Raw genomic sequence first — 23,065 nt, 5'->3', positions numbered from 1 at the left:
GCCAGCGTGTACGTATTCAGCTATTTTAAAGAACAAGAAGAAAAGTTGTTTCTGGCTACGAGTGAGGACGGTTACCAGTGGAACGAAATGAACGATGGAAGAGCAATCTGGGAGTCAGTGATTGGAACAAAGCAGCTACGTGATCCATTTATTTTAGAAGACGTTGAAGGTAAGTTTCATCTCGTATGGACGGACGGTTGGAAGAGCAAAAGCATCGGTTACGCATGGTCCCAGGATCTTGTTGAATGGCATGATGTCAAGCTAATTCCAGTGATGGAGCACCAGCCTGAGACCCAGAATACGTGGGCACCGGAAATTTTCTATGACACTAGTAAGCAAGCTTATCGGATTGTATGGTCATCTACAGTAGGCTCAGGGCCGAGAAATCATCGAATCTGGTCTGCGACAACGACGAATTTTAATGATTTCTCGGAAGCGAAGATCTTCTTTGATCCAGGCTATAACGTCATCGATGCTACCCTTACTGATCTGGATGATCATTATGTGATGCTGTTTAAAGATGAACGAGGGCTTAATGAGAAGGGAACTGCGAACAAAGCCATTCGTTCTTGTATCGTAGCCAAGGAGGATCGTGATGCTCCGACGGTAACCCGTATTTCCGAGTTGATAACCCCAGCGCTAACAGAGGGACCGACGGTTTATCTTGTGGATAGGGACAGTAGCAAGGAATGGATTCTGCTTGTAGACGGATTCCAGGAGCAATATTACGGAGCTTATAGCTCAAGTGATTTAATCACTTGGAACAATATCACGGACCAAGTTCATGTGCCCAAGGGGGCTAGGCATGGCTCGGTGATGAAGCTGAGGAAGGCGTTCATGAAGTAGCATGTGAAAAAAGAAAAGCTGAGCGATGGATGCCTATAAGCATTTATTTGTTTCACATCATCAGTCGGCAATAATTCCATACACGCACATAAGTGCTCAGCGGCTGCAGAAGAATTAGTCGAAAAATTTTAACCGAGCCTATCGCATCGCGCCCCCGTCAATAGGCTCGAAAACCGAGCCTATCGCATCGCGCCCCCGYCAATAGGCTCGAAAACCGAGCCTATCGCATCGCGCCCCCGTCAATAGGCTCGAAAACCGAGCCTATCGCATCGCGCCCCCGCCAATAGGCTCGAAAACCGAGCCTATCGCATCGCGCCCCCTTTAATAGGCTCGAAAACCGAGCCTATCGCATCGCGCCCCCGGCAATTGGCTCGAAAACCGAGCCTATCGCATCGCGCCCCGCCAATAGGCTCGAAAACCGAGCCTATCGCAAAGCGCCCCCGTCAATAGGCTCGAAAACCGAGCCTACCGCATCGCGCCCCCGCCAATAGGCTCGAAAACCGAGCCTATCGCATCGCGCCTCCGTCAATAGGCTCGAAAACCGAGCCTATCGCATCGCGCCTCCGTCAATAGGCTCGAAAACCGAGCATGTTTGTGCCCGAAGCAAACAATGTGCTCCGAATTGATTCCTACCCCTACGTCACTTAAAATCAAATCGAATTAAACTAAGTGAATCTATCGGATTAAAGGAATTAATTCTACGCGATTACCGCAGGTTGATTTCCGCTAATGCACTAACTTTTAAAATGTTTATTCCAATTTGAAGTTAAGCGAAGTATAATTGAGAGACCATACAAATGGGTAAGAGGAGGAATCCATATGCGTATAAGTCAACTACATCTATGTTTGGATATATTCTGGACGTTTCTCAAAATCGGACCTTCCACGTTTGGCGGGGGATATGCAATGATTCCCGTCATTGAGCGGGAAGTGGTAGAAAAGCGAGCATGGATCGCTGAAGAAGAAGTAGCCAATATCGTAGCGATCGCGGGCTCAGCCCCCGGCGGGATCGGCGTCAATACATCTGCCTTTATCGGCTATCGCATGGCAGGCATACCTGGTGCAGCGGCCGCCGTCATGGGCATTACTTTACCGACATTCCTGATTGCGTTAACGCTAAGCATCTTCTTGATCTTCATGCAGTCCGACCCGAAAGTCGTGGCCGCATTCAAAGGCATTCATGGTGCCATTATCGGTCTTATCGTGTTGGCGGCTTACAATATGGCTCGTTCGGCTATTTTTGATAAAACAACATTAGTAACTGCCGTAGGTACTGTGGCGATTCTGTTGCTCCTACCTATTAATCCACTATTTATGATTCTCATCGGTTTGTTTATCGGCTTTGTTTTTGTCAAAGTGAAAGAAACATTTGGTTTCAAAATCAGCCTGGAAAAGGGCAAAGAACCTGTACACACGTCCTACAATGGCTACACCTACTACGATTACTATATCGCGGATGGTATCTAAGAAAGGTGGGAATGTAGATGTTGTGGGAGCTTTTTATTACATTTTTGAAAATAGGATTCATGTCGTTCGGCGGCGGCTATGCGATGATTCCCATCATTCAACATGAAGTTCAGCAGCATGCCTGGATGACAACAGAGCATTTTGAACAGAGTGTGGCTGTGGCGGGAATGGCTCCTGGACCCATTGCGACGAATATGGCAACTCTGATTGGTTATCGTGCAGATGGGATTCTTGGTGCTGTTATATCCACGATTGGCATGGTGTTGCCTTCACTGGTTATTGTCCTTATCATTTCTTCTTTTTATTATAAAATCTATCAAAGCGGAGCGGTAAACAAGATTTTTTATGGGCTAAGACCGATTGTAACGGGATTAATCGTCTACGCGGCTATCCATTTTGGCTTTCCGGACCGTATGCAAAATATCTTTACATGGCAGGTGTTATTCACCGTTGTGATTGCCGCAGGCGTGTTTTTCCTTGTTCACAAGTACAAATGGCATCCACTTGCCACGATTGTGTTGTCGGCACTGGTTGGGATTGCTATATTTAGTTAATTGCATGCAATCTGATAGAACGAAAGCGAGAGGACGACAGTTATGGATACGAATAAACCAACCTGCTGTTCCGCCAGCCGTGGCAGTGCGTCATCCGATCAGCCATCTATGCGACCAGATGCGTCTATTTCAGTCGAGATAACTGCGACGGCGGGGCCAATAGGCAAAGAAGGCATGGTACTGATTCCCGGCGGGAAATTCCATATGGGGACGGACGACCGCGAAGGCTTCCCAGCGGATGGTGAAGGGCCAGTGCGTGAGATTACCTTAAAGCCTTTCTACATAGACCATTGCGCGGTAACGAATGCTGATTTCAATCAATTTGTTGAGGCAACGAGCTACAAAACGGAGGCAGAGTCCTTTGGCTGGTCGTTCGTTTTTCATTTATTCGTGTCCGAAGCGACGGCAGCGCGTGTACAGAATACCGTACAGCAAACCCCGTGGTGGTGGGTAGTTGAGGGAGCCGATTGGCTGCATCCGGAGGGGCCTGATTCGCATGTCGAAGACCGCTGGGATCACCCGGTCATCCATGTTTCGTGGCGAGATGCTATGGCCTATTGCAAATGGGCAGGCAAACGTCTGCCGACGGAAGCTGAATGGGAATTCGCTGCTCGCGGCGGACTAGTTCAGAAGCGCTATCCCTGGGGAGATGAGCTTAAACCAGGCGGTCGACATATGTGTAACATTTGGCAAGGTAAGTTTCCGGACAAGAACAACCAAAGTGACGGCTACGCCGGCACGGCGCCTGTCAAAGCATTCGAGCCGAATGCCTATGGCTTGTATAACGTGGCGGGCAACGTGTGGGAGTGGTGCTCCGATTGGTTCAGCCCGAGCTTCCATGTGAAGGGCAAAAGGGACAACCCTGTCGGCCCTCCATCGGGAGATACGCGAGTACTTCGCGGCGGCTCGTACTTGTGCCACCGTTCGTACTGCAATCGCTATCGCGTCGCAGCGCGCAGTAAAAATACGCCAGACAGCTCGACGGGCAACATCGGCTTTCGCTGTGCAAATGATGCCCAGTAGTTGAGATGAAAAGCCACCTATTCCATAACGGAACAGGTGGCTTTTTGTGTGTAGCGCCGTACCCAACCTCATTCCTCACCCCGCGCCTTCCGGTTCGCCAGCAGCAAGAATCCGAACGAGATGCCGATAATCGCTCCCGCCCAGCACCAAGCTAGCGTGTGATTTCCTGCTTCAACCGCAATGTAGATGGCGGTGGGTAAGGTTTGCGTGCGATGCGGAATATTACCCGCGATCATCAGGGTGGCACCGAATTCGCCGAGGCCTCGTGCAAATCCGAGGATGTACGCTGAGCGTACAGAACGCCAGGCGAGTGGCAAGGTGATGTACGCCAGCACCTGCCACTCGTTAGCTCCTGCTGAACGAGCGGCGTTCTCCAGATCTGTTTTGACCGAGGCGAAGCCTGTCTTCATCGTTTGATAAACGAGGGGGAAAGCGACGACGATCGAAGCGATCACCGCCGCCCCCCAAGTGAAAATGATTGATTGATGGAAGAGTGTGTCCATCACCGTTCCGATCCAGCTCTTCTTGCCAAGCAGCACGAGCAGGATGAAGCCGACGACGGTTGGCGGCAATACCAACGGCAGCATAAATACAGTCTCAATCAAGGACTTGCCCCGAAAGTTCCGCCGTGACATTTGCCATGCCGCGTATCCGCCAAGCAGCAGAACGAAAACACTGGCAACCAAGGCAACCTTCAATGACAACAGAATAGGAGAAGCAAACTCAGTCCATGTGATGTTTTCCATGATCTATTTCCCGACCGTGAAGCCGAATTTGACGAACACATCCTGTGCTTCTTTGCTTTTCAGATACGTGTAAAATTCCGTTGCTTCTTTGTTATGCTTGCTCGCTTTAACAATGCCTGCAGGATATTCGATCGGTTTGTACGATTTGGGGTCAACAGTGAGAGCAACCTTCACCTTCGAAGAGGTTAGCGCATCCGTTTTATACACAAAACCGGCCTCTGCATTACCTGACTCCACATAGGTGAGCACTTGTCGAACATCTTTGCCTTGCACGATTTTGGCTTGAAGCGGGTCCCACAGCTTTGCATTCGTCAAAGCTTCTTTCGCATAGTTGCCTGCAGGAACGGTTTGGGGTTCGCCGACAGCAATATGAGTTACACCAGCTGCAGATAGATCCTCAAGCTTTTGCACGTTCGATTTGCTATCTGCGGGGACGATGACGACCAAGCTATTCAACAGCAAATTACTTTGCTGTGAAGCATCGATCAACGATTTATCGACGAGTTCTTTCATGTTTTTGCTAGCGGCAGAAAGGAAGACATCAGCCGGTGCGCCTTGCTCAATTTGCTGCTGCAGGGCACCGGAAGCGCCGAAATTAAACAGAAGCTTTATGTGTGTGTATTTCTTCTCGTAGTTGGTTTGAATTTCTTTCATGGCATCCGTCAAGCTCGCAGCTGCAGAAATGGTTAGCTCTACATGGTTCTGTTCGACTTGCTTTGAACACCCAGTAACAACAATTGATGCGGCAATAACAATTAACAAAATAGTACGAAACATCACTTTCTTCAGCGCAGTAACCCCTCCACAACTAATTATCTATCTATTTTGATATAAATAGTATGATTTAGATATAAATGATTATAGTTGATCCCCACCTTTTCGTAAATAACTAAAATTTGAATTACATAGAACTTGCGCTTATGATAGAAGAAGACATTACATGCATGGAGGAAAATGATGACAACGGACATTTCCTATACTACAGAAGACATCTCCAAGCTTTTGAAAATCTCCAAGCTAACCGTCTATGATTTGATTAAAAAAGGTGATCTCCCCGCCTATCGAGTGGGCAAGCAAATGCGTGTAGATGCGGCCGATCTTGAGGCATATAAAGCACGAGCCAAAGGTGGGAGAGGGCATGCGGTCAAGACCGAGCCCATAGAAACAGTCCCAACCCAGTATGTCCCAAGCCATTCCATGTCCCAACAATCGCTGGTCATTACTGGACAGGATGTTAGTTTAGATATTTTAGCCAAGCATATGGAGAAAAAAGTCCCTCAAATCAGGCCGCTTCGCTCCTACGTAGGCAGCTTGGACAGCCTCATTGCCATGTACAAGGGTGAATCAGACATCGTCAGCACGCATTTATTGGACGGTGATACAGGTGAATATAACATCCCCTATATACGAAAATTACTGATCGGATCCTCCTATATCGTCATCAATCTGGTCTCAAGATCAGCAGGCTTATATGTTCAAAAGGGGAACCCCAAACAGCTTCGGGGCTGGGCTGATCTCCAGCAGCCAGGTCTACAGCTTGCCAATCGTGAGAAAGGCTCGGGGGCTCGCGTTCTTTTAGATGAGCAGCTTAGGCTTCACGGTATCTCTTATCAACAGATACAGGGGTACGATCAAGAAGAATCCAACCACATGGGTGTCGCTGGAAAAGTTGCGCTTGGTGAAGCGGATTTCGGTGTGGGTATAGAGAATGCCGCCTATATGGTCGGCGGCGTTGATTTCATTCCGCTGATCCAAGAGCGGGTTGATCTCGTTATGCTCAAGAAGCCGGGGAATCTCGCGTGGATCGAGGCAGTCAAGCAGGTACTGCAGTCGGAAGCGTTTCATCATGAGCTGCGTCCGATTCAAGGCTACGATATATCGCAAACGGGTCATATTTTATTTGAAACTTAGGGGGGAAATGATGTGGTCAAAAAACTGGGCATCAGCTTGTTAATCCTATCGACAATCGCATTCTTAAGTGCTTTTACGATCCCAATTTTCATTCATTCGGGCGGCGGGATGGCTAGATGGATTGCGGGTCTGCTCATCTTTAGCGAGGTTACTTTCTGGACGGGCGGCATCCTGTTAGGCAAAGAGGTCGCCAAGAAATATAGAAGCTATCTCAATCCGAAGAACTGGTCACGTAAGAAAGTGTCAGACAATCAAGACAAGATGTCCATCAAACAAGACGAGATATGAGAAAAACTTCTATCGAAGTACTTCGAGGATGAGCGACCGCGTTTTAAATGTTATTTTTATCGCCAATAAGAATTTGTGTTTCCGATCCCCGGAAACTTATAAATTCTTATGTGGTGAAAAAGCAGTATTCCTCATGCGGGAATGCTGCTTTTTTTGTTGCCATCGCATCTCATTAAGCAGATACCGAGCTTTTCAGCTCGCTACGGAATATCTCAACGAGGCTCTCCGTCGCGAGGCTAAACGTACTGCCGTTCATTTTGCGCAGCAAGCCCGTGACTAAGCCCGAATCGAGATCATCGATGGGTTTAAGAACAGTGCCTTGCGGACTAGGCGTTGCCGAAATAACGGGAACAACCGCGATACCGAAATCCGCTTGGACATAATATTTGAGTGCAGCCATATTGCCGATCTCCATGCTAGAGTAAGGACTGCCGCCATTTTCGAGCAGCTCATTTTCTAATTTTTGACGATAAGGGCATTGGGAATTCGTGATAAGTAAGTATTCGTGCTGAATATCCCGCAGATGAATGGACGTTTGGGATGCTAACGGATGGGATTCTGGGATGAGTAGTGCAAGTCTTTCGATGAATAAGGGCTCGAAGGAATGGTCTTCTAATCCCGTATTGGGTGTACTGCAAATGGCCATATCGATGCTCCCCTCATGGAGCATTTGGCCTAGCACGGTGGTGTTCCCAATGTGAATGCTTATCTTCACTTTGGGATGCCGACGCAGAAAGGGACCAAGCAGCTGCGGCAGCCGATAGCTTGCTGTGGGTTCCATGACACCGAGACGAATGATCCCTGCATCCCCTTTGACAAGTTCATCCATAGAAGCTTGTAGATAGTCATACTCCTTTAATAAGAGATCGGCATTTTGATGAAAAAGTCGACCAGCCTCGGTCAGCGTCAATTTCTTTCCCCGTTCTAAAAGCTTAACCCCCAGATCAGCCTCAAGCTTTTGAATATGCATAGTGACCGTCGATTGCCCATATTGCAGCTCCTCCGCTGCCCGTTGGAAGCTGCCGAGCCTGATGATGGTTTGAAATGTTTTGATATTTCGAATATCCAAAGGGATCCCCGTCCTCTCCCGAACAAATGGTTCATGATTTATGAATTCAGCGATCGGTTTTTCTGATTTTACAAAGTCTTACAACTATCATATCATAAATACTTATTAATCCAAGTTGTTTACTTGTATATTCACAAAAAGTGAATCAAACATTCAGTTTTTTGAATTGTACATGTGAAAGATCCTGCATTATGATAAATACCATTAAGTTCATCGGAATAATTAAATATAAAACAAACGGAGGCTGATTCGAATGGCACATGCAAAAAAAATAAAACTAGGTGCAATGATTCATGGCGTAGGCGGAGGCTGGGAAGATTGGAAGCATCCGGATGCAATTACGGATGCAAGCACGAATTTTCAATTCTATAAGCATCAAGCACAAACGGCAGAAGCTGGGAAGTTTGATTTTGCTTTCATCGCAGATAGTGTTCATATCACGGAGAAATCAAGCCCTCATTACTTGAATCGTTTCGAGCCGCTGACCATTCTATCGGCGCTTGCAGCCGTTACGAAACGCATCGGCCTTGTTGCAACGGTGACAGTCAGCTATAGCGAGCCCTACACGGTAGCTAGACAATTCGCTTCACTGGATTTGATCAGCAAAGGGCGCGCCGGCTGGAACGTGGTCACCTCTTGGCTGTCCGGCAGCGCAAATAACTACAGCAAGGATGAGCATCCCCCGCATGAGAAGCGTTACCGCATCGCCCAAGAGCATGTGGATGTGGTGAAAGGGTTATGGGACTCGTGGGAAGATGACGCGTTCACGCGGGATCGAGCAAATGGTCAGTTTTTTGACCCGGCGAAGCTGCATACCTTGAATCACAAAGGTGAGTTCTTCTCGGTGCAGGGTCCGCTCAACATTGCCCGATCGAAGCAAGGGCAGCCTGTCATTTTCCAAGCAGGAACATCCGAGGACGGTCGTAATTTTGCCTCCAAAAATGCAGATGCTATCTTTGTCGGACATGAACATATTGAGGAAGCGAAAGCTTACTACGCGGATATTAAACGCAGAGCTGTTTCCTTTGGCCGTAATGCAGACGATGTATCCATCCTGCCAGGCATTCGCCCAATCATTGGACGTACAGAAGAGGAAGCAGAGCGCAAGTATCTGGAAACGGTCAACCTTGTGTCCATCGACAAAGCGATTATTGCGCTGGGTCGTCCATTTAATGACTTCGACTTTAGTGTTTATCCATTAGATGAACCTTTCCCAGATCTAGGTGATTTGGGCGCGAACAGCCAGCAGGGCGGTTCGGAGAAGATCAAAAGATTGGCGAAAGAACACAATTTAACCTTGCGCCAAGTTGCCCTTCGTTTTGCAACACCGAAAGGGAATTTCGTTGGAACACCGGAGAAGATCGCAGATACGATCCAGCAATGGGTGGAAGAAGGAGCGTCCGATGGCTTCATCATTGCCGTGGGAATACCGGGAGCGTTACAGGATTTCGTTGAGCTGGTTGTGCCTATTTTACAGGAGCGCGGGCTGTATCGAACCGAATATGAGCATGAGACACTGCGAGGCCATTTGGGTCTGGAAGTGCCGGTCAATCGCAATAGTAAAACCGAAGTACTGAACTAATAAGGGGGAAAACCACATGTCCAAATCCAGAAAATTGAAGCTCGGAGCAACGATCACAGGTGTAGGTACTTCGAAACATACATGGCAGAACCCAGAAATACCGTTAGATGCAAGTGTTGACTTTGACTTTTATGCAGGGCAAGCGTTACAAGCGGAGGAAGGCAAATTTGACTTTGTTTTCATCGTAGATAGTACGTATATTACGGAGAAATCAGCGCCTCATTTCTTGAATCGCTTGGAGCCATTGACGGTACTATCAGCGCTTGGAGCGGTTACTTCCAAAATTGGGTTGGTCGGGACGTTAACCGCGTCCTTCACTCAACCATTTACGGTGGCAAGACAGTTTGCTTCGCTGGATCATATCAGCGCGGGTCGTGCAGGTTGGAACGTCGTGACGACAGGGCTTGAAGGTGCAGCGCGCAATTACAGCAGGGATGAGCATTATGCCCATGACGAGCGCTATCGGATTGCGGAGGAGCATCTGGAGGTTGTGCGCGGTCTGTGGGATTCGTGGGAAGATGATGCATTCGTTCGTGATCAACAAACCGGTGTCTTCTTCGATCCGAGCAAGCTGCATGCTTTGAATCATAAAGGCAAGCATTTCTCCGTGCAGGGTCCGCTCAACATTGCACGTTCGCAGCAAGGTCAGCCCGTTATTTTCCAAGCAGGCGGGTCGGACGATGGTCGTAATTTAGCAGCGAAGAGTGCGAATGCGATTTTTACAGGACATGAATCGATCAAGGAAGCCAAAGCTTTCTATCAAGATATTAAGACACGGGCAGCAGCGTATGGCAGAGCGAGCGAAGAGATACTCGTGTTCCCAGGCATCAGTCCAATCATTGGCAGGACGGTAGAAGAAGCAGAGAGCAAGTATCGGGCGATTGCAGAATTAGTAACGATAGAGGATGCGCTCGATCAATTAGGCCGACCATTCACCTATCATGATTTCAAGCAATATCCACTGGATGAACCATTCCCGGATCTCGGCGATCTCGGTAGTAACAGCTATCGCAGCGCAACGGATCGTATCAAGCGGATTGCGAAGGAAGAGAAGTTAACGCTTCGTCAAACGGCGCTGCGGTTTGCAACGCCAAGAAGCAGCTTCGTCGGTACGCCAGAGCAGATTGCCGATACCGTTCAACAATGGTTTGAAGAAGGTGCAGCAGACGGCTTCATCATTTATACAGATATTCCGAGTGTACTCAAGGATTTCGTGGAACTCGTTGTCCCGATCCTTCAGGAGCGTGGCATCTATCGTGAAGAGTACGAAAGTGATACATTGCGAGGCAACTTAGGGCTTGAAATCCCAGTAAACCGCTATACGAAACAGAGAATAGCCCAAGCATAGAGCTTAGAGGGGGAAATCATATGAAAAAGAGAATCGAATCAATCGTCGGCGCACTACTTATCACGTCATTGGTATTATCAGGCTGTGGAGATGCGTCAAAAGATGAAGGAGCTAAGAACACGGCTGAGCAAGGAACGGGGACGGTAACTCCGGGGGGAGAGCTCGTATGGGCATTGGCAGGAACAGTAACATCAGATAGCTTGGATGCGCACAAAGCGGGCTTCGCCCCTACGACGAGAGTCATGCGATCGCTCTATGACAGCTTAGTCGTGGAGCTTCCTGATCACACGTTTAAACCGTGGTTAGCGACAGCTTGGGAGCTTTCTGCGGATAAAAAGAGCTATACCTTTCAATTACGCAAGGATGTGAAATTCCATGATGGAACACCATTCAATGCGGAAGCCGTCAAATTTAACTTCGATCGTATTATCGACCCTGCGACGAAAGCGTACAGCTCGCTCAATGAATTGGGAACCTACCAATCGACAGATGTCATTGATGAATTCACGGTGAAGGTGAACTTCAAATCGCCTTTCGCGCCATTTCTCAGTAATGCAGCTAAGGTGGATTTGGGCTTCGTTTCACCGACAGCGGTGAAGAAGTACGGCGAGGCTTTCCCGCAGAACCCTGTGGGTACGGGTCCATTCAAGCTCAAGAAAATCACACCCAGCTCACAAGTCGAATTCGAGAAAAATCCCGATTATAACTGGGGTCCTGCGAATGCGAAGCATCAAGGCCCTGCGTACTTAGATAAATTAACGGTCAAATATGTGGAAGAAGAAGCGACCCGTGTCAGCGTTTTGCAGAGCAAACAGGTACAGGTGGCGGACATTATTCCTCCGCAAAATCTAGTCGCGTTGAAGGCGGATAAGAATTTCAATGTGCAGGAAACAGAGCTTCTGCAAGCCAATTTCACGTTATATTTGAATATTAAAAAGGCGCCTTGGAATGATCTGAAAATACGCCAAGCTTTCCGCTCATCACTCGATATCGATTCTGCGGTTAAGACGATTTATCTAGGCACTTCGAAGCAAGGTTGGTCACCGATTTCACCGCAGCAGTTCGGGTATACGCCAACGAGAGAAAAGTCCTATCAATTCGATGTCGCTAAGTCAAATCAAACGCTTGATGAGGCAGGCTGGGCGAAGGGTGCAGATGGCTACCGTGCGAAAGACGGCAAGCGTCTAACGGTAGAAGTTATCGACACGCAAGGAAATCGTGAGAAACGATTGGATCTTATTGCGATATTCACGCAACAGCTGAAACAGGTCGGTATAGAGCTGAAGGTGATCACCTTGCCTACGGGAACCTACACGGATCGCCGTAACAAAGGGGATTACGATTTAATTGCAGGCAGTCAATTCTCAGGCGATCCTGATGTACTTAGACAACTCTATTCGGCCAAAGGCCCGTCTAAGGAAAATAACCTTGCCAAAACGAATGATCCGAAGCTAGATGAGCTGCTCGAACAAGGGTATTTGGAAACGGACCCTGAGAAGCGGAAAACCATTTACAAAGACGCTCAAGAATACATTATCGATCAAGTGTATGGAATACCAACGTATGTCTTTAATTATTCCGTCGCTTCAACCAAAGAGGTCAAAGGGATCACATTCGACTCGCCAGCATGGCCTGTCTTCTACGACGCTTGGATTCAAAAATAAGAACATGAGGGGGAGTCCCGGATGGTGAAGTATATATTAAACAGGCTTATCGTTTCTATTCCAGTCATCATAGGTTCGCTGACGCTTGTTTTCTTAATCATTCACTGGCTTCCCGGGGATCCGGCCCAGATGATTGCAGGTGATGATGCCGCACCAGAGCGTATTACCTATTTGAGACATCAACTAGGCTTAGATCGACCGTTGTGGCAGCAATATGTTGTATATCTGTGGGATAGTTTACGGGGAGATTTCGGACATTCTTTTGCCAACAGCCAGCCAGTGATTGATCGACTCCTCGCTCAGCTTCCCGCCACTCTTTCTTTAGCCGCACTGAGCACGTTATTCGCGATCGTTGTGGGGTTTATCCTTGGTATTTTATCAGCCGTATATCAAAATCGGGTTTTGGACTACATCGTGCGCGTCATCAGCTTGTTAGGTGTATCCATGCCAAAGTTTTGGCTCGGCATACTATTAATTCTCGTTTTCTCCGTGCATTTTCAGCTCCTTCCGGCAATTGGGAATGGCAGCTTCAAACAACTGATTCTACCGTCGTTCGCGTTAGGTGTGACAGGAGCAGGGATGTTAACCCGAATGGTTCGCAATAGTGTGCTGGAAGTCATCAATGAGCCATTCGTATTAACACTGCGTGCAAAAGGATTATCTGAAAACATTGTGCTGTATAAGCATGTGCTGCGTAATGCGCTCCTACCGGCGGTGACAATTCTAGGCTTATTGGTCGGTGAAATGCTGTCGGGCGCTGTGGTGACTGAGACCGTTTTCTCCAGACAGGGCTTAGGTAAATTAGTCGTAGATGYCATTAATCAGAAAGATATTCCGGTCATTCAAGCGGCGATTCTGATTACAGGACTTTTTAATATTTTGGTCAACTTAATGGTAGATGTTTCGTATTCCTACGTCGATCCGCGTGTGCGTAAGTCAGGATAAGGAGGAAAGGAGTTGGCTGTTATGCTATTCAACACGGTGACAACAGAAAGATTATTGCGTAAAAGACAAGAACTTCTCACATTCTCATTTCGGTTCAAAAAGCTAAGCTTGTCGAAGGTGCTTCTTGGCCTATCGCTCTCTATTTTAGCTTTTCTGATCGTGTGTGCCATCTTCCCTTCTTGGATTGCTCCTTACTCGCCAACGGATATGCTTACGGATCAACTGCTGCAATCACCTAGTCTGTCACATCCGTTTGGTACGGATCAGTTCGGTCGCGATGTGTGGACGTTGGTCATCTATGGGTGTCAGCAGTCCCTTGTCATGGGTGTTGTCTCAGTTGTCATAGGAGGTTGTATCGGCACGTTTTTCGGTCTTATGGYGGGGTATTGGGGCGGGAAGGTGGATTCCTTGTTTATGCGCTTCAATGATATTTTGATGACGATTCCGGGGATCTTGCTCGCCATTGCCATCTCGGTTGCGCTCGGACCTAGCTTCTTTAATGTGATTCTGGCGATCAGTGTTGCAACCATTCCTGGTAAAGCCAGAGTTGTTCGCAGCCAAGTGATCTCGATTCGCAATCGGCCATTCATAGATGCAGCCCGTGCCGTAGGAACCTCACATGTGGAAATCATGATACGTCATATACTGCCGAATTGTTTTTCACCCTTGCTCGTGATGATGACGATCGGGGTTGGCAGTTCAATTCTAGTTGGAACAGGGCTGAGCTTCCTTGGCCTAGGTGTGGTGAAGGAAATTCCAGATTGGGGCTATATGCTGTCTCAAGGACGCAGCTATATGACGGTTGCTTGGTGGGTAGCGACGTTTCCAGGGCTGGCTATTACACTTCTGGTGATTGTGGTTAATCTAATAGGTGACGAAATTCGTGATCGCATGGATCCTAAGAAATCGAGGGCATAGAGGATGAAACCACTACTTGAAATAGATGACTTGTCGGTTGATTTTCAAACGGCAAGCGGTTCACTGAATGCGATAAACAAGATTAGCTTACAAATAGGTACTGGCGAAATTGTGTGCTTGGTCGGTGAGTCGGGGTCTGGCAAGACGATTACGTCCTTGTCGATTATGCGACTGATTAATTATGATGGGGGCTATATTTCGCAAGGGGATATTAAGCTCAATGGGCAAAGTCTTGTGGGTCTGTCTCAAAAGGAAATCAGCGATCTACGAGGCAAGAAAATTGCGATGATTTTCCAAGAGCCAATGACTGCGCTGGATCCGATCTTCACGATTGGAAGCCAAATCGTCGAAGTGATTGTGCGCCATGAGCGAATTTCGAAGGTTGGTGCGCGTGATAAGGCTATTTCGCTCCTTCGCCGAGTAGGCATTCCAGAGCCAGAAATTCGCATGGGTCAATATCCGTATGAGCTTTCCGGCGGTATGCGCCAAAGGGCGATGATTGCCATGGCACTAGCTTGCGGACCAGATCTGCTGATTGCTGATGAGCCTACAACGGCGCTGGATGTGACGATTCAAGCCCAAATCTTAAGCTTGCTTCGTGAGCTAAAAGATGAATTTCAAATGTCGATTCTGCTGATCACACATGATCTCGGAATTGCGGCTGAAATGGCGGATCGTGTTGTGGTTATGTATGCGGGGAAGGTTGTTGAGCAATCACCCGTGCATCAACTATTCGAAAATCCCGCACATCCCTATACGCAAGGGCTTCTGCATTCCATTGTAACGCTGGATAATGTTCGTGGCTTGAAGCTGTACACGATCAAAGGCACAATCCCCAGCTTGTCTAATTTACCGACAGGCTGCCGTTTCCACCCCCGTTGCCCTTATGCAACGGATCGCTGTTTGAGTGAAGATCCGCCTCTGCAGGAGCTTCATGGCCGTGAGGTCGCATGTTGGAACGCAGAGCGGATTGATCATCTGGCAGCTGAGTTTTTCGGAGATACAGTGACTCCGACACCTGTCGAGTTGATCGCTGGCGAAGACATTCGTAAGGATGCTTGGACGCTGGGCTTGGAGCAACCGTTGCTCCAAGTGAAGAATGTGAAGAAATATTTCCCGATTCGTCAAGGATTGTTTGGTCGAGGCCGCACCTCCATTAAGGCGGTTGATGATATTTCCTTTGACATTCGCAAAGGGGAAACCTTTGGTCTTGTTGGGGAATCCGGCTGCGGGAAATCGACGCTAGGCCGCGTTCTGTTGCAGCTGGAGAAAGCGACAGAGGGCTCGATTCATTTTGAAGGCAAAGATCTGATTCAGGCGGGTTCGAAAGGTTGGAAGGATACGCGAAGAGATATGCAGATCGTGTTTCAAGATCCGTATGGCTCCATTAATCCTCGCTGGAAAGTGGGAGATATCATCGGTGAGCCGTTCTGGGTGCATGAATCCTTACGCGGATCAGCGAAAAGAGCCAAAGTGGAGAACGTGATGGAACTGGTGGGTCTCAATCCATCCTGGTATGATCGCTTACCGCATGAGTTCTCAGGCGGGCAGCGTCAACGGATCGGGATCGCACGAGCGATTGCGTTGAATCCGAAGTTTATTCTAGCCGATGAAGCCGTCTCGGCATTGGATGTTTCCGTTCAATCTCAAATCGTCAACCTGATGCAGGATATACAGCAACGCATGAATTTGACGTATTTGTTCATTGCCCATGGGCTTAATATTGTTCGCTACATTTCGGATCGCATTGGTGTGATGTACCTAGGCAAGCTGGTAGAAATTGCGCCAACGGATGAGCTGTTCAGGCATCCTGCACATCATTATACGAAGGCGCTTCTATCCGCGATTCCAGTTCCGGATCCTAAACGTAAGCGCAGCTTCGTACCACTCGAAGGCGAAATGCCCTCGCCAGCTAGACCGCCTTCTGGCTGCCGCTTCCATACACGCTGCCCAGCAGCGACAGCGCTTTGCCGTGAGGTCGTTCCAGAGTTGACGGCCATTGCCCCAGGTCACTATGCGGCTTGTCATTATCCATTGTAGGAGATTGAATTTTATTAGAAAAGGGAGTGACGATTGTGCCATCCATGGTGCCATCATCCAAGATTATCTCCATCCAAGAAGCGGTTGCACAGATCCCAGATGGTACGAAGCTTGCCGTTAGCGGCAACATGGAGATGTCACCCATGGCTCTCATTCGTGAAATCGTACGCGCACAGCGGCGACAGCTATATCTTGTTTGTGTGGGGGCTGCAGCCGTGAATGCCGATCTGCTGATCGGGGCTGGGGCGGTTTCAACCGTCGAATTCTCACAAATTTCGATGGGGGAGTATGGGTTTGGACTGAATTTTAGGCGAAAATTCGAGCAAGGCGCGATTGTTGGACTGGAGCATGCTTGTTCCACGCTGACAGCTGCGATTGGGGCTGGTGCTTCAGGCATACCCTTCACACCCGTTCGAGGGTTAATCGGAACAGATTATATGACAATTAGACCTGATTTTCATGTGATACCGAATCCGTATCATGCGGAGGAGAGCATTGCCATTGTGCCAGCGATTCGACCCGATGTAGCGATTCTTCACGGCTACAAGGCGGATACGCTCGGTAATATCATTGCCCATCCTGCGCAGAACAATCGACTGTTAGCGCAAGCCTCAGGGAAGACATTCGCTACGGTAGAAGAAATCGTATCTCCTGATGCGCTGCGAAGTGAAGCCAGTCAATTAGGTGCCTATATCCCTGCGCTGTTTCTCAGCGGTGTCATTCATGCCCCAGGCGGCGCTTCGCCAACGGCTTGTCCAGGTTTTTATGACGTAGATGATGAAGTGATTTCCACATATATGGAAGCTTCGGCTTCAGATGCTGCTTTTGATTTGTATGTGAAGAGCTTAATTAACACTTAGCGGAGGAGGTATTGTATGAGTCGTGTGTCAACTTATTCCATGGAAGAGTCCATGATCTGTTACTTAGCTAGAGAGCTGCGCAATCATGAGGTTATTGGGGTAGGGAACAACTCACCGATACCAGCTGCGGCTGCGTTGCTTGCGAAATCGATGCATGCGAAGCAAGCTTCCGTGTATATACTCGGGCAGTGTGACTGGCCCTTCCAGGGGACGAGAGAGTTCTTTGATCTCATGCAGCGCGGGGGGATGGATGTATTTTTTCTGAGTGGAGCACAAATCGATAGTTATGGACGCATCAATTTGCATGTGATTGGCGATTATGGAAAGCCAAAGGTGAGACTCCCCGGCGGGGCAGGCTCAGGTGTTGTCTATTTTACGTGCAAGCGCATTTTCTTATTTAAAACAGACCACGGGATCAAAGGTTTTCCAGAAACGCTCGATTTCGTCACATCCACACCTGCATCGGGGCAAGGCGTTTATCATCAAAATGGATTAGTTGGCGTCTACACGCCCCTTGGTGTCATGAAGCCTAATGGTCCAGAACGTAGATTACGGCTAGCTGCTACCGTTCCAGGTGTGAAACCTTTTGAGGTGCAAGGGCGAACAGGATTTGATTTGGGATTGACCAACGAGGATGACACAGCGATTCCTACCCTCGAACCTCCTTCAGCGATCGAGCTGGCGACACTTCGTTATGAGGTAAGCCAGAAATTACGCCGTATCTATCCGTTGTTTGCGAAACAGCACTTTGGTGCCTTTATGAAAAGCGCAGCAGTTCAATCATAGAAAGAGGGATGGACATGAGCGAAAATAAAATATTTAACCAGCTGGAAACTGATATTTCAGTCATACTGGCTCGTCATCAGGATCATCGAGCAATCATTGATCAGGTGCGTCCTCATCTGCAGGAGCTCCTTACAAATGAGCATTTGCTTCCTGCTGATTTGCAAGTGCCGCTGTCGAATAAATATGCACAATACTTGTTATATAAGCCGGAGAACGAGTCTTTTTCAGTCAACGCTTTCATTTGGGGAGCGGGGCAGGTGGCACCGGTGCATGATCATCTGGTTTGGGGTCTAGTGGGCGTTTACCGCGGTTCGGTTGTGGAGAAACGCTATCGTCGTGAGGATCTCGGCGAATCCGCTGAGCCACGCTACACGATTCGCGAGGTATCCGAGATCACGGCTACCCAAGGTGATATCTCCTTTGTGTATCCGCCTGATTATGATATCCATGGCGTTGCCAATCCATTTGCTGAAGTAGCCATTACGATCCACATCTATGGGACGGATATCGGGAAGCAGCCTAGGCATATTCATGACGTGGCATCCGGGAATGCGCGAGATGTCATCACGAAGCATGATAATGCAAGTCCCATTTATAGCTAATGCCCTCGAACGATCTCTAACCACCAAACAAAGAGGAGCGAAGAGAACATGAGTAGTAACAATCAAGGCCCACTTGCAGGCGTAAAAGTCATTGAATTTGGGCAAATTGCGGCAGGTCCCTTCGCTGGCATGCTGTTCGCAGATCTAGGAGCGGATGTTGTAAAAGTGGAGCGACCTGATGTCGGGGATAGCATGCGGGAATGGCCGCCCTTTTTTACAAACGAAGAAGGGGATAGCTATAGCTCCAATTTCAGTTCACTGAATCGAAATAAACGCAGTATCGCGGTTGATTTTAAAGCGACAGAGGAGCTTGAGCGACTCCGTGAGCTATGTGGGGGGGCCGATGTGATCGTTGAAAATTATCGTCCAGGCGTGCTCGCGAAATTTGGGCTTAGCTATGAGCGATTAGCGGAAACGAACCCGAAGCTCGTCTATTGTTCCATTTCTGGTTACGGCCAGACGGGTGCTTACGCACAAAAGGGCGCATTCGATGTCACCATACAAGCGATTAGCGGGTTAATGAGTGTCACGGGCGAAGAGTCTGGCGAGCCTGTCAAATGCGGTGTTCCTGTGGCTGATTTCGTTGCAGGACTATACGGCGCCTACACCGTCGTTGCGGCGATTCATCAAGCTTTTCGGAGCGGGAAAGGCAGCTACATTGATTGCTCAATGTTAGCTAGTGTGCTTGGGATATCCGCTTTGCAGACAAGTGAATATTACGGCAATGGCGTGGCGCCGAAGCGTTTGGGCAGTGCTCATCCTCGCAACGCACCGTATCAAGGCTATCAAGCAAGTGATAAGCCATTCGTAATTGCAGCTGGGAATGAAAAGCTGTGGCGTGAGGTGGTGGCTGCGGTGGAGCAGCCAGCGTTAGCCGACGATCCGCGTTTTCAGAATCAGACACTTCGCGCGAAGCATCAGAAGGAGCTGGCACAGCTACTTCAGGGAGTATTTAGTCGGAAAACCGCAGCAGAATGGCTCGACATCTTCGATGGGCGTGGTGTTCCATGTGCGCCGATTAATACGTTTGAGGATATTTTGCAGGATCCTGCTGTGACGGAAAGTGGCTTGATTCATGAACTGGAGCTGCCGAATCACACACGAACCACGACAGTAGGCTATCCCGTTAAACTAACGGACTACCAGTTTCAGATCTATCGCAAGCCGCCTCTCAAGGGTGAGCATACGGCAGAAATTTTTCAAGAATGGGGTGTTAGATCGTGAGTGAGACAACAAGACTTCATATCGATATATACCGAGCAACTTCGGAGTTAATTAAACAACGTGTAAGCGAGCTTTCACGTGAACAGTTGGAATGGAAGCCCGCGCCCGAAAAGTGGAGCGTCAAAGAAGTAGTGTCCCATCTGGTGGATGCCAGCTTCGTACACGCCGTGCGTATTCGCAAAATTGTAGCGGAAAATGGCAAAGAGTTTCTCCTCTATGATCAGGATGCCTGGGTTGCGAGCTCGCGAGCGAACCAGTCGGAGCTGAGTGACATTTTACTTGCGTTCGATGCGGTGCTTGCCTATAATGCGCTGTTCTATGCACGTTTGACGGAGGAACAGTGGGAGCGGAAAGGGAATAATAACGGCAAAGAAATCTCGGTCGCCGATCTATTTCAAGGCTTTATCCGTCATGTGCAGACGCATTTGCTGCAAATCCAGCGGAATTTGGATGCCTTAGGGATTAAATAACGGCGAGGCTATCTGCAGTGGAAATACCTATTGAAGGCATCTAACTGGTTGATCCGTAGATGCTCTTTTTTCTTTTGCTCGTTTTTCGGGTATACTAACAGGTGCAGAAGAGAAAGGGGCGGTACGATGTTTACGATTACAACCTACACAGTGGAATTGGTCAGGGATCCTTTTGGGATTTTGACCGGGCGACGATACGAATTTATCATCGATATTGAAGTTGAGGAAGATGATGAGCTATATTCCGAGAGCGGCCTATATATCAGAGCCATCTACAATGTGACCGAAGAAACGTCAGCACTTATGAAATATGAGCTATATGAGAAAACGACAGAGCTTTATCTGGATTTCGATCTGGAGGACGATGAAGTTGCGGTCGTGGAAGCGTTCTGTAAGGAGCATTATTTGGAAGGTAATGAATAAGGAGGAGGAGCGCTGTTGCTCCTCTTTTTTTTGTGCAATTCGTTTGGAAGCTGCAACCTGATCTACCCTTGCAGAATAACCTCAATGCTGCTTAGCACATCATCCGTCAAGCGAATGCCGCTTGCGCTACAATTCTCGATAACTTGTTCTGGTCGGCTAGCACCCACTAGGGCGCTGGATACGTTGTTTTGACGTAAGATCCAAGCGATCGCAAGCTGGGACACCTTGATGCCTAATTCATCCGCAATGCCGGATAATTGGGTTACTTTGTGTAGAACAACCTCATTAAGCTGCTTTTCATCCCAGTTTTTGCTGCTTGCACGGCTATCGGCGGCGATAGGCTGCCCTGAACGGTACTTACCAGTCAGAAGACCTTGAGCAAGTGGCGAGAATACAACCTGACCGAAGCCCTTCGTTTCGCCGAGCGGGATGATGTCTTTTTCAATATAACGAGTGAACATATTGTATATAGGCTGATTCACAACTAGCTTATCTAATAAGAACTTATCTGCGATCGCATAGGCCTCCACAATTTGAGCTGGTGTCCATTCACTTACGCCAATGTAAAGCACTTTACCTTGCCTGACCAAGTCATCTAGCGCGCGAAGTGTTTCTTCTAGCGGTGTCTCAACGTCAAAACGATGGCAGTAATAGAGGTCAATATAGTCCTTATTCAGTCTACGTAGACTAGCTTCGGCTTGTTCTTTAATATGTTTACGGGAAAGTCCGCGATCGTTGGGTCCATCGCCCATTTTACCATATACTTTCGTTGCTAAAACGTAGGAGTCCCGTGGATAAGCGGATAGGACTTTGCCCATGAGCTGCTCGGCTTCACCGCGTTCGTACACATTGGCTGTATCGAAAAAGTTCACACCTAGATCATAGGCTTGTTCAATGGAACGCACAGCAGGGTCTTCCCCGACATAACCGCCATAGGTCATCCAACTGCCTAGACTAATTTCACTAACTTTGAGACCACTATTTCCGAGTTTACGATATTGCATGCTACATTGCCTCCTGATTTAACTTGAAATGTGTAAAGTTGATGTATGTACGGTTCTATTATAAAGAATTCAGCGACCAGACGTAAGAACTAAAAAGCAGGTGAGTTACTTACCTCCAGGTGAGGGACTTACTCACCTCTGCAAGTTAGGCGAACTTCACAACCTTGTTCTTTCCCGTGGTCTTGGCACGATACATGGCTTCATCCGCTTGTTTAATGAGCTCTTCGGCACTCAACCCATTCTTATATTTACTATATCCGATGCTCGCCGTTACAATGGTTTCTTTCTCGATTCGGCTGCGAATTCGTTCAGCAAAAGCGTCCATTTTCACGCTGGGATCGGAAACCATGATCACCATTTCTTCACCGCCATAACGGCCTGCAATCCCGCATTCCTCTGCTTCATCCTTCATAATTTGCGCGACTTGCTTGAGCACATTGTCCCCCATCTGGTGTCCTTGCGTATCGTTCAATTTCTTGAAATTATCGATATCGCTGAACAAAATAGTAACAGGCAAATGGCGCTGAACATGCTGTGTAACGCGATTGTAGAAAAATTTGCGATTATAAAGACGTGTTAGTCCGTCTGTAATGGATGAATTATAGATGGCTTGCATCAGCTCAACGACACGTTCAAAGAGAATCATAAATAAGAGAAAATAATAAATGATGGGCAGCAAATTGACTGCGAGGGTTAGCGCTGGCTGAGCATTCTCATACATATAGGTATTCAGCAGATGAACCGTCTGAAAGAAAAAGTAAATCGTCAAAGCCAGTTGGTATTTCATTTGCTGTCCAATGTACGGAGGAATCATATAGAAGCATAGGAAAATGAGTATGAATACATAGAGCTCTAGACCAATATCTTGCAAAAGACGGACCTGTTGCTCTGTCCCGGTATACATGTTAGGGACAATGATGTGGAGCGTAGACACGATAAAACCCATTACAATTAAGCCGTAGAAAAATATATATTGCTTGCGGTTCGTACGATTATATAATTGATAAATCCCCATATTTATAAGTACAAATGAAATAATTTTGAGCATGTGCTGCAAATAATTCATTAAACTCGTATCGATGCCGTAAAGCGTTACATACAATTGAAGCAAACAATGGATGCCGACAAAAACGAGCGATATCGTCATGGACATATACGCTTTTTTGCGTCGATCCAAAAACAAACGAAGTGAAATGACGAACATAAGAGCTACCATCACAACGATTATCGCATGCGAGAGAAATGAGGCTAGTTCACCGTAAAGCAGATCCATGATGTTCATGTGTTCCTCCAAG

General features: G+C 47.9%; 23 protein-coding genes. 18 read left to right on the top strand and 5 right to left on the bottom strand.

Annotation, left to right across the window (positions count from 1 at the left end):
* Positions 1-6: 6 nt before the first annotated feature.
* The 4 genes from AC1DVJ_RS08505 to AC1DVJ_RS08490 all read left to right on the top strand — a co-directional run bounded on the left by AC1DVJ_RS08505 (position 7) and on the right by AC1DVJ_RS08490 (position 3,890).
* Positions 7-846: a glycoside hydrolase family 43 protein gene (locus tag AC1DVJ_RS08505; RefSeq protein ID WP_477589876.1), complete on the top strand. Its 840-nt coding sequence runs from the start codon at positions 7-9 to the stop codon at positions 844-846.
* Positions 847-1,665: 819 nt separating this feature from the next.
* The gene (locus tag AC1DVJ_RS08500; protein WP_477589874.1) at positions 1,666-2,313 is read left to right on the top strand and encodes a chromate transporter; all 648 of its coding nucleotides are present in this window, start codon (positions 1,666-1,668) and stop codon (positions 2,311-2,313) included.
* A gap of 17 nt (positions 2,314-2,330) precedes the next feature.
* Complete coding sequence (locus tag AC1DVJ_RS08495; protein WP_477589873.1) at positions 2,331-2,867, top strand: chromate transporter; 537 nt, start codon at positions 2,331-2,333, stop codon at positions 2,865-2,867.
* A gap of 42 nt (positions 2,868-2,909) precedes the next feature.
* Positions 2,910-3,890 (top strand): formylglycine-generating enzyme family protein, encoded by a 981-nt coding sequence (locus tag AC1DVJ_RS08490; RefSeq protein WP_477589871.1) that lies wholly within the window; start codon positions 2,910-2,912, stop codon positions 3,888-3,890.
* A 68-nt stretch (positions 3,891-3,958) separates the two neighbouring features.
* On the opposite strand, the gene modB is transcribed toward AC1DVJ_RS08490, so the two are convergent.
* Positions 3,959-4,636, bottom strand: coding sequence for a molybdate ABC transporter permease subunit (gene modB, locus AC1DVJ_RS08485; RefSeq protein ID WP_477589869.1), 678 nt, complete (start codon positions 4,634-4,636; stop codon positions 3,959-3,961).
* Between the two features lie 3 nt (positions 4,637-4,639).
* Positions 4,640-5,413, bottom strand: coding sequence for a molybdate ABC transporter substrate-binding protein (gene modA, locus AC1DVJ_RS08480; protein WP_477589867.1), 774 nt, complete (start codon positions 5,411-5,413; stop codon positions 4,640-4,642).
* A gap of 180 nt (positions 5,414-5,593) precedes the next feature.
* On the opposite strand from modA, the gene AC1DVJ_RS08475 reads away from it, so the two are divergent.
* Both AC1DVJ_RS08475 and AC1DVJ_RS08470 read left to right on the top strand, forming a co-directional pair.
* Positions 5,594-6,547, top strand: coding sequence for a substrate-binding domain-containing protein (locus AC1DVJ_RS08475; protein ID WP_477589865.1), 954 nt, complete (start codon positions 5,594-5,596; stop codon positions 6,545-6,547).
* Between the two features lie 12 nt (positions 6,548-6,559).
* Positions 6,560-6,835: a transporter suffix domain-containing protein gene (locus tag AC1DVJ_RS08470; protein ID WP_477589863.1), complete on the top strand. Its 276-nt coding sequence runs from the start codon at positions 6,560-6,562 to the stop codon at positions 6,833-6,835.
* 172 nt (positions 6,836-7,007) lie between these two features.
* Here the strand turns inward: AC1DVJ_RS08470 and AC1DVJ_RS08465 are convergent, their stop codons facing one another.
* Positions 7,008-7,904: a LysR family transcriptional regulator gene (locus tag AC1DVJ_RS08465; protein ID WP_477589861.1), complete on the bottom strand. Its 897-nt coding sequence runs from the start codon at positions 7,902-7,904 to the stop codon at positions 7,008-7,010.
* A gap of 253 nt (positions 7,905-8,157) precedes the next feature.
* On the opposite strand from AC1DVJ_RS08465, the gene AC1DVJ_RS08460 reads away from it, so the two are divergent.
* The 12 genes from AC1DVJ_RS08460 to AC1DVJ_RS08405 all read left to right on the top strand — a co-directional run bounded on the left by AC1DVJ_RS08460 (position 8,158) and on the right by AC1DVJ_RS08405 (position 20,766).
* Positions 8,158-9,486: an LLM class flavin-dependent oxidoreductase gene (locus AC1DVJ_RS08460; RefSeq protein WP_477589860.1), complete on the top strand. Its 1,329-nt coding sequence runs from the start codon at positions 8,158-8,160 to the stop codon at positions 9,484-9,486.
* 16 nt (positions 9,487-9,502) lie between these two features.
* Entirely contained in the window at positions 9,503-10,834 is a 1,332-nt protein-coding gene (locus tag AC1DVJ_RS08455; protein WP_477589859.1) for an LLM class flavin-dependent oxidoreductase, read from the top strand.
* 20 nt (positions 10,835-10,854) lie between these two features.
* On the top strand, positions 10,855-12,498 hold the full coding sequence (locus AC1DVJ_RS08450) for an ABC transporter substrate-binding protein (protein WP_477589857.1): 1,644 nt from the start codon (positions 10,855-10,857) through the stop codon (positions 12,496-12,498).
* Between the two features lie 21 nt (positions 12,499-12,519).
* Positions 12,520-13,443 (top strand): ABC transporter permease, encoded by a 924-nt coding sequence (locus AC1DVJ_RS08445; RefSeq protein ID WP_477589855.1) that lies wholly within the window; start codon positions 12,520-12,522, stop codon positions 13,441-13,443.
* Between the two features lie 21 nt (positions 13,444-13,464).
* Positions 13,465-14,361: an ABC transporter permease gene (locus AC1DVJ_RS08440; RefSeq protein ID WP_477589929.1), complete on the top strand. Its 897-nt coding sequence runs from the start codon at positions 13,465-13,467 to the stop codon at positions 14,359-14,361.
* A 3-nt stretch (positions 14,362-14,364) separates the two neighbouring features.
* Positions 14,365-16,401: an ABC transporter ATP-binding protein gene (locus tag AC1DVJ_RS08435; RefSeq protein WP_477589853.1), complete on the top strand. Its 2,037-nt coding sequence runs from the start codon at positions 14,365-14,367 to the stop codon at positions 16,399-16,401.
* Positions 16,402-16,445: 44 nt separating this feature from the next.
* Positions 16,446-17,261 carry a CoA transferase subunit A gene (locus tag AC1DVJ_RS08430; protein WP_477589928.1) on the top strand — a complete coding sequence of 272 codons (816 nt, stop codon included), beginning with the start codon at positions 16,446-16,448 and terminating at the stop codon, positions 17,259-17,261.
* A gap of 15 nt (positions 17,262-17,276) precedes the next feature.
* On the top strand, positions 17,277-18,047 hold the full coding sequence (locus AC1DVJ_RS08425; RefSeq protein ID WP_477589850.1) for a CoA-transferase: 771 nt from the start codon (positions 17,277-17,279) through the stop codon (positions 18,045-18,047).
* A gap of 14 nt (positions 18,048-18,061) precedes the next feature.
* Positions 18,062-18,649: a cysteine dioxygenase family protein gene (locus AC1DVJ_RS08420; protein WP_477589848.1), complete on the top strand. Its 588-nt coding sequence runs from the start codon at positions 18,062-18,064 to the stop codon at positions 18,647-18,649.
* 48 nt (positions 18,650-18,697) lie between these two features.
* A complete protein-coding gene (locus tag AC1DVJ_RS08415) occupies positions 18,698-19,873 on the top strand; it encodes a CaiB/BaiF CoA transferase family protein (protein ID WP_477589846.1) in 1,176 nt (391 codons plus the stop codon).
* Complete coding sequence (locus AC1DVJ_RS08410) at positions 19,870-20,343, top strand: DinB family protein (protein WP_477589844.1); 474 nt, start codon at positions 19,870-19,872, stop codon at positions 20,341-20,343. The genes AC1DVJ_RS08415 and AC1DVJ_RS08410 overlap by 4 nt, the downstream gene beginning before the upstream one ends.
* 126 nt (positions 20,344-20,469) lie before the next feature.
* On the top strand, positions 20,470-20,766 hold the full coding sequence (locus AC1DVJ_RS08405; RefSeq protein WP_477589842.1) for a DUF6509 family protein: 297 nt from the start codon (positions 20,470-20,472) through the stop codon (positions 20,764-20,766).
* A gap of 62 nt (positions 20,767-20,828) precedes the next feature.
* Here AC1DVJ_RS08405 and AC1DVJ_RS08400 read toward each other — a convergent pair whose 3' ends face one another.
* On the bottom strand, positions 20,829-21,770 hold the full coding sequence (locus tag AC1DVJ_RS08400) for an aldo/keto reductase family protein (RefSeq protein ID WP_477589840.1): 942 nt from the start codon (positions 21,768-21,770) through the stop codon (positions 20,829-20,831).
* A gap of 145 nt (positions 21,771-21,915) precedes the next feature.
* Complete coding sequence (locus AC1DVJ_RS08395) at positions 21,916-23,052, bottom strand: GGDEF domain-containing protein (RefSeq protein WP_477589838.1); 1,137 nt, start codon at positions 23,050-23,052, stop codon at positions 21,916-21,918.
* Positions 23,053-23,065 lie beyond the last annotated feature (13 nt).

The sequence above is a fragment of the Paenibacillus sp. P4_A9 genome, assembly GCF_056402415.1.
The sequence above is the reverse complement of the archived record's forward strand: the minus strand, read 5'-3'. Positions and strand labels throughout refer to the sequence as shown.

Bases quoted from the DNA above. Each gene is read 5' to 3' on its own strand.
- AC1DVJ_RS08500 (WP_477589874.1), top strand. From the start codon at position 1,666: ATGCGTATAAGTCAACTACATCTATGTTTGGATATATTCTGGACGTTT.
- AC1DVJ_RS08495 (WP_477589873.1), top strand. From the start codon at position 2,331: ATGTTGTGGGAGCTTTTTATTACATTTTTGAAAATAGGATTCATGTCG.
- AC1DVJ_RS08490 (WP_477589871.1), top strand. From the start codon at position 2,910: ATGGATACGAATAAACCAACCTGCTGTTCCGCCAGCCGTGGCAGTGCG.
- modB (WP_477589869.1), bottom strand. From the start codon at position 4,636: ATGGAAAACATCACATGGACTGAGTTTGCTTCTCCTATTCTGTTGTCA.
- modA (WP_477589867.1), bottom strand. From the start codon at position 5,413: ATGTTTCGTACTATTTTGTTAATTGTTATTGCCGCATCAATTGTTGTT.
- AC1DVJ_RS08475 (WP_477589865.1), top strand. From the start codon at position 5,594: ATGACAACGGACATTTCCTATACTACAGAAGACATCTCCAAGCTTTTG.
- AC1DVJ_RS08460 (WP_477589860.1), top strand. From the start codon at position 8,158: ATGGCACATGCAAAAAAAATAAAACTAGGTGCAATGATTCATGGCGTA.
- AC1DVJ_RS08455 (WP_477589859.1), top strand. From the start codon at position 9,503: ATGTCCAAATCCAGAAAATTGAAGCTCGGAGCAACGATCACAGGTGTA.
- AC1DVJ_RS08450 (WP_477589857.1), top strand. From the start codon at position 10,855: ATGAAAAAGAGAATCGAATCAATCGTCGGCGCACTACTTATCACGTCA.
- AC1DVJ_RS08435 (WP_477589853.1), top strand. From the start codon at position 14,365: ATGAAACCACTACTTGAAATAGATGACTTGTCGGTTGATTTTCAAACG.
- AC1DVJ_RS08430 (WP_477589928.1), top strand. From the start codon at position 16,446: ATGGTGCCATCATCCAAGATTATCTCCATCCAAGAAGCGGTTGCACAG.
- AC1DVJ_RS08425 (WP_477589850.1), top strand. From the start codon at position 17,277: ATGAGTCGTGTGTCAACTTATTCCATGGAAGAGTCCATGATCTGTTAC.
- AC1DVJ_RS08420 (WP_477589848.1), top strand. From the start codon at position 18,062: ATGAGCGAAAATAAAATATTTAACCAGCTGGAAACTGATATTTCAGTC.
- AC1DVJ_RS08415 (WP_477589846.1), top strand. From the start codon at position 18,698: ATGAGTAGTAACAATCAAGGCCCACTTGCAGGCGTAAAAGTCATTGAA.
- AC1DVJ_RS08405 (WP_477589842.1), top strand. From the start codon at position 20,470: ATGTTTACGATTACAACCTACACAGTGGAATTGGTCAGGGATCCTTTT.
- AC1DVJ_RS08400 (WP_477589840.1), bottom strand. From the start codon at position 21,770: ATGCAATATCGTAAACTCGGAAATAGTGGTCTCAAAGTTAGTGAAATT.
- AC1DVJ_RS08395 (WP_477589838.1), bottom strand. From the start codon at position 23,052: ATGAACATCATGGATCTGCTTTACGGTGAACTAGCCTCATTTCTCTCG.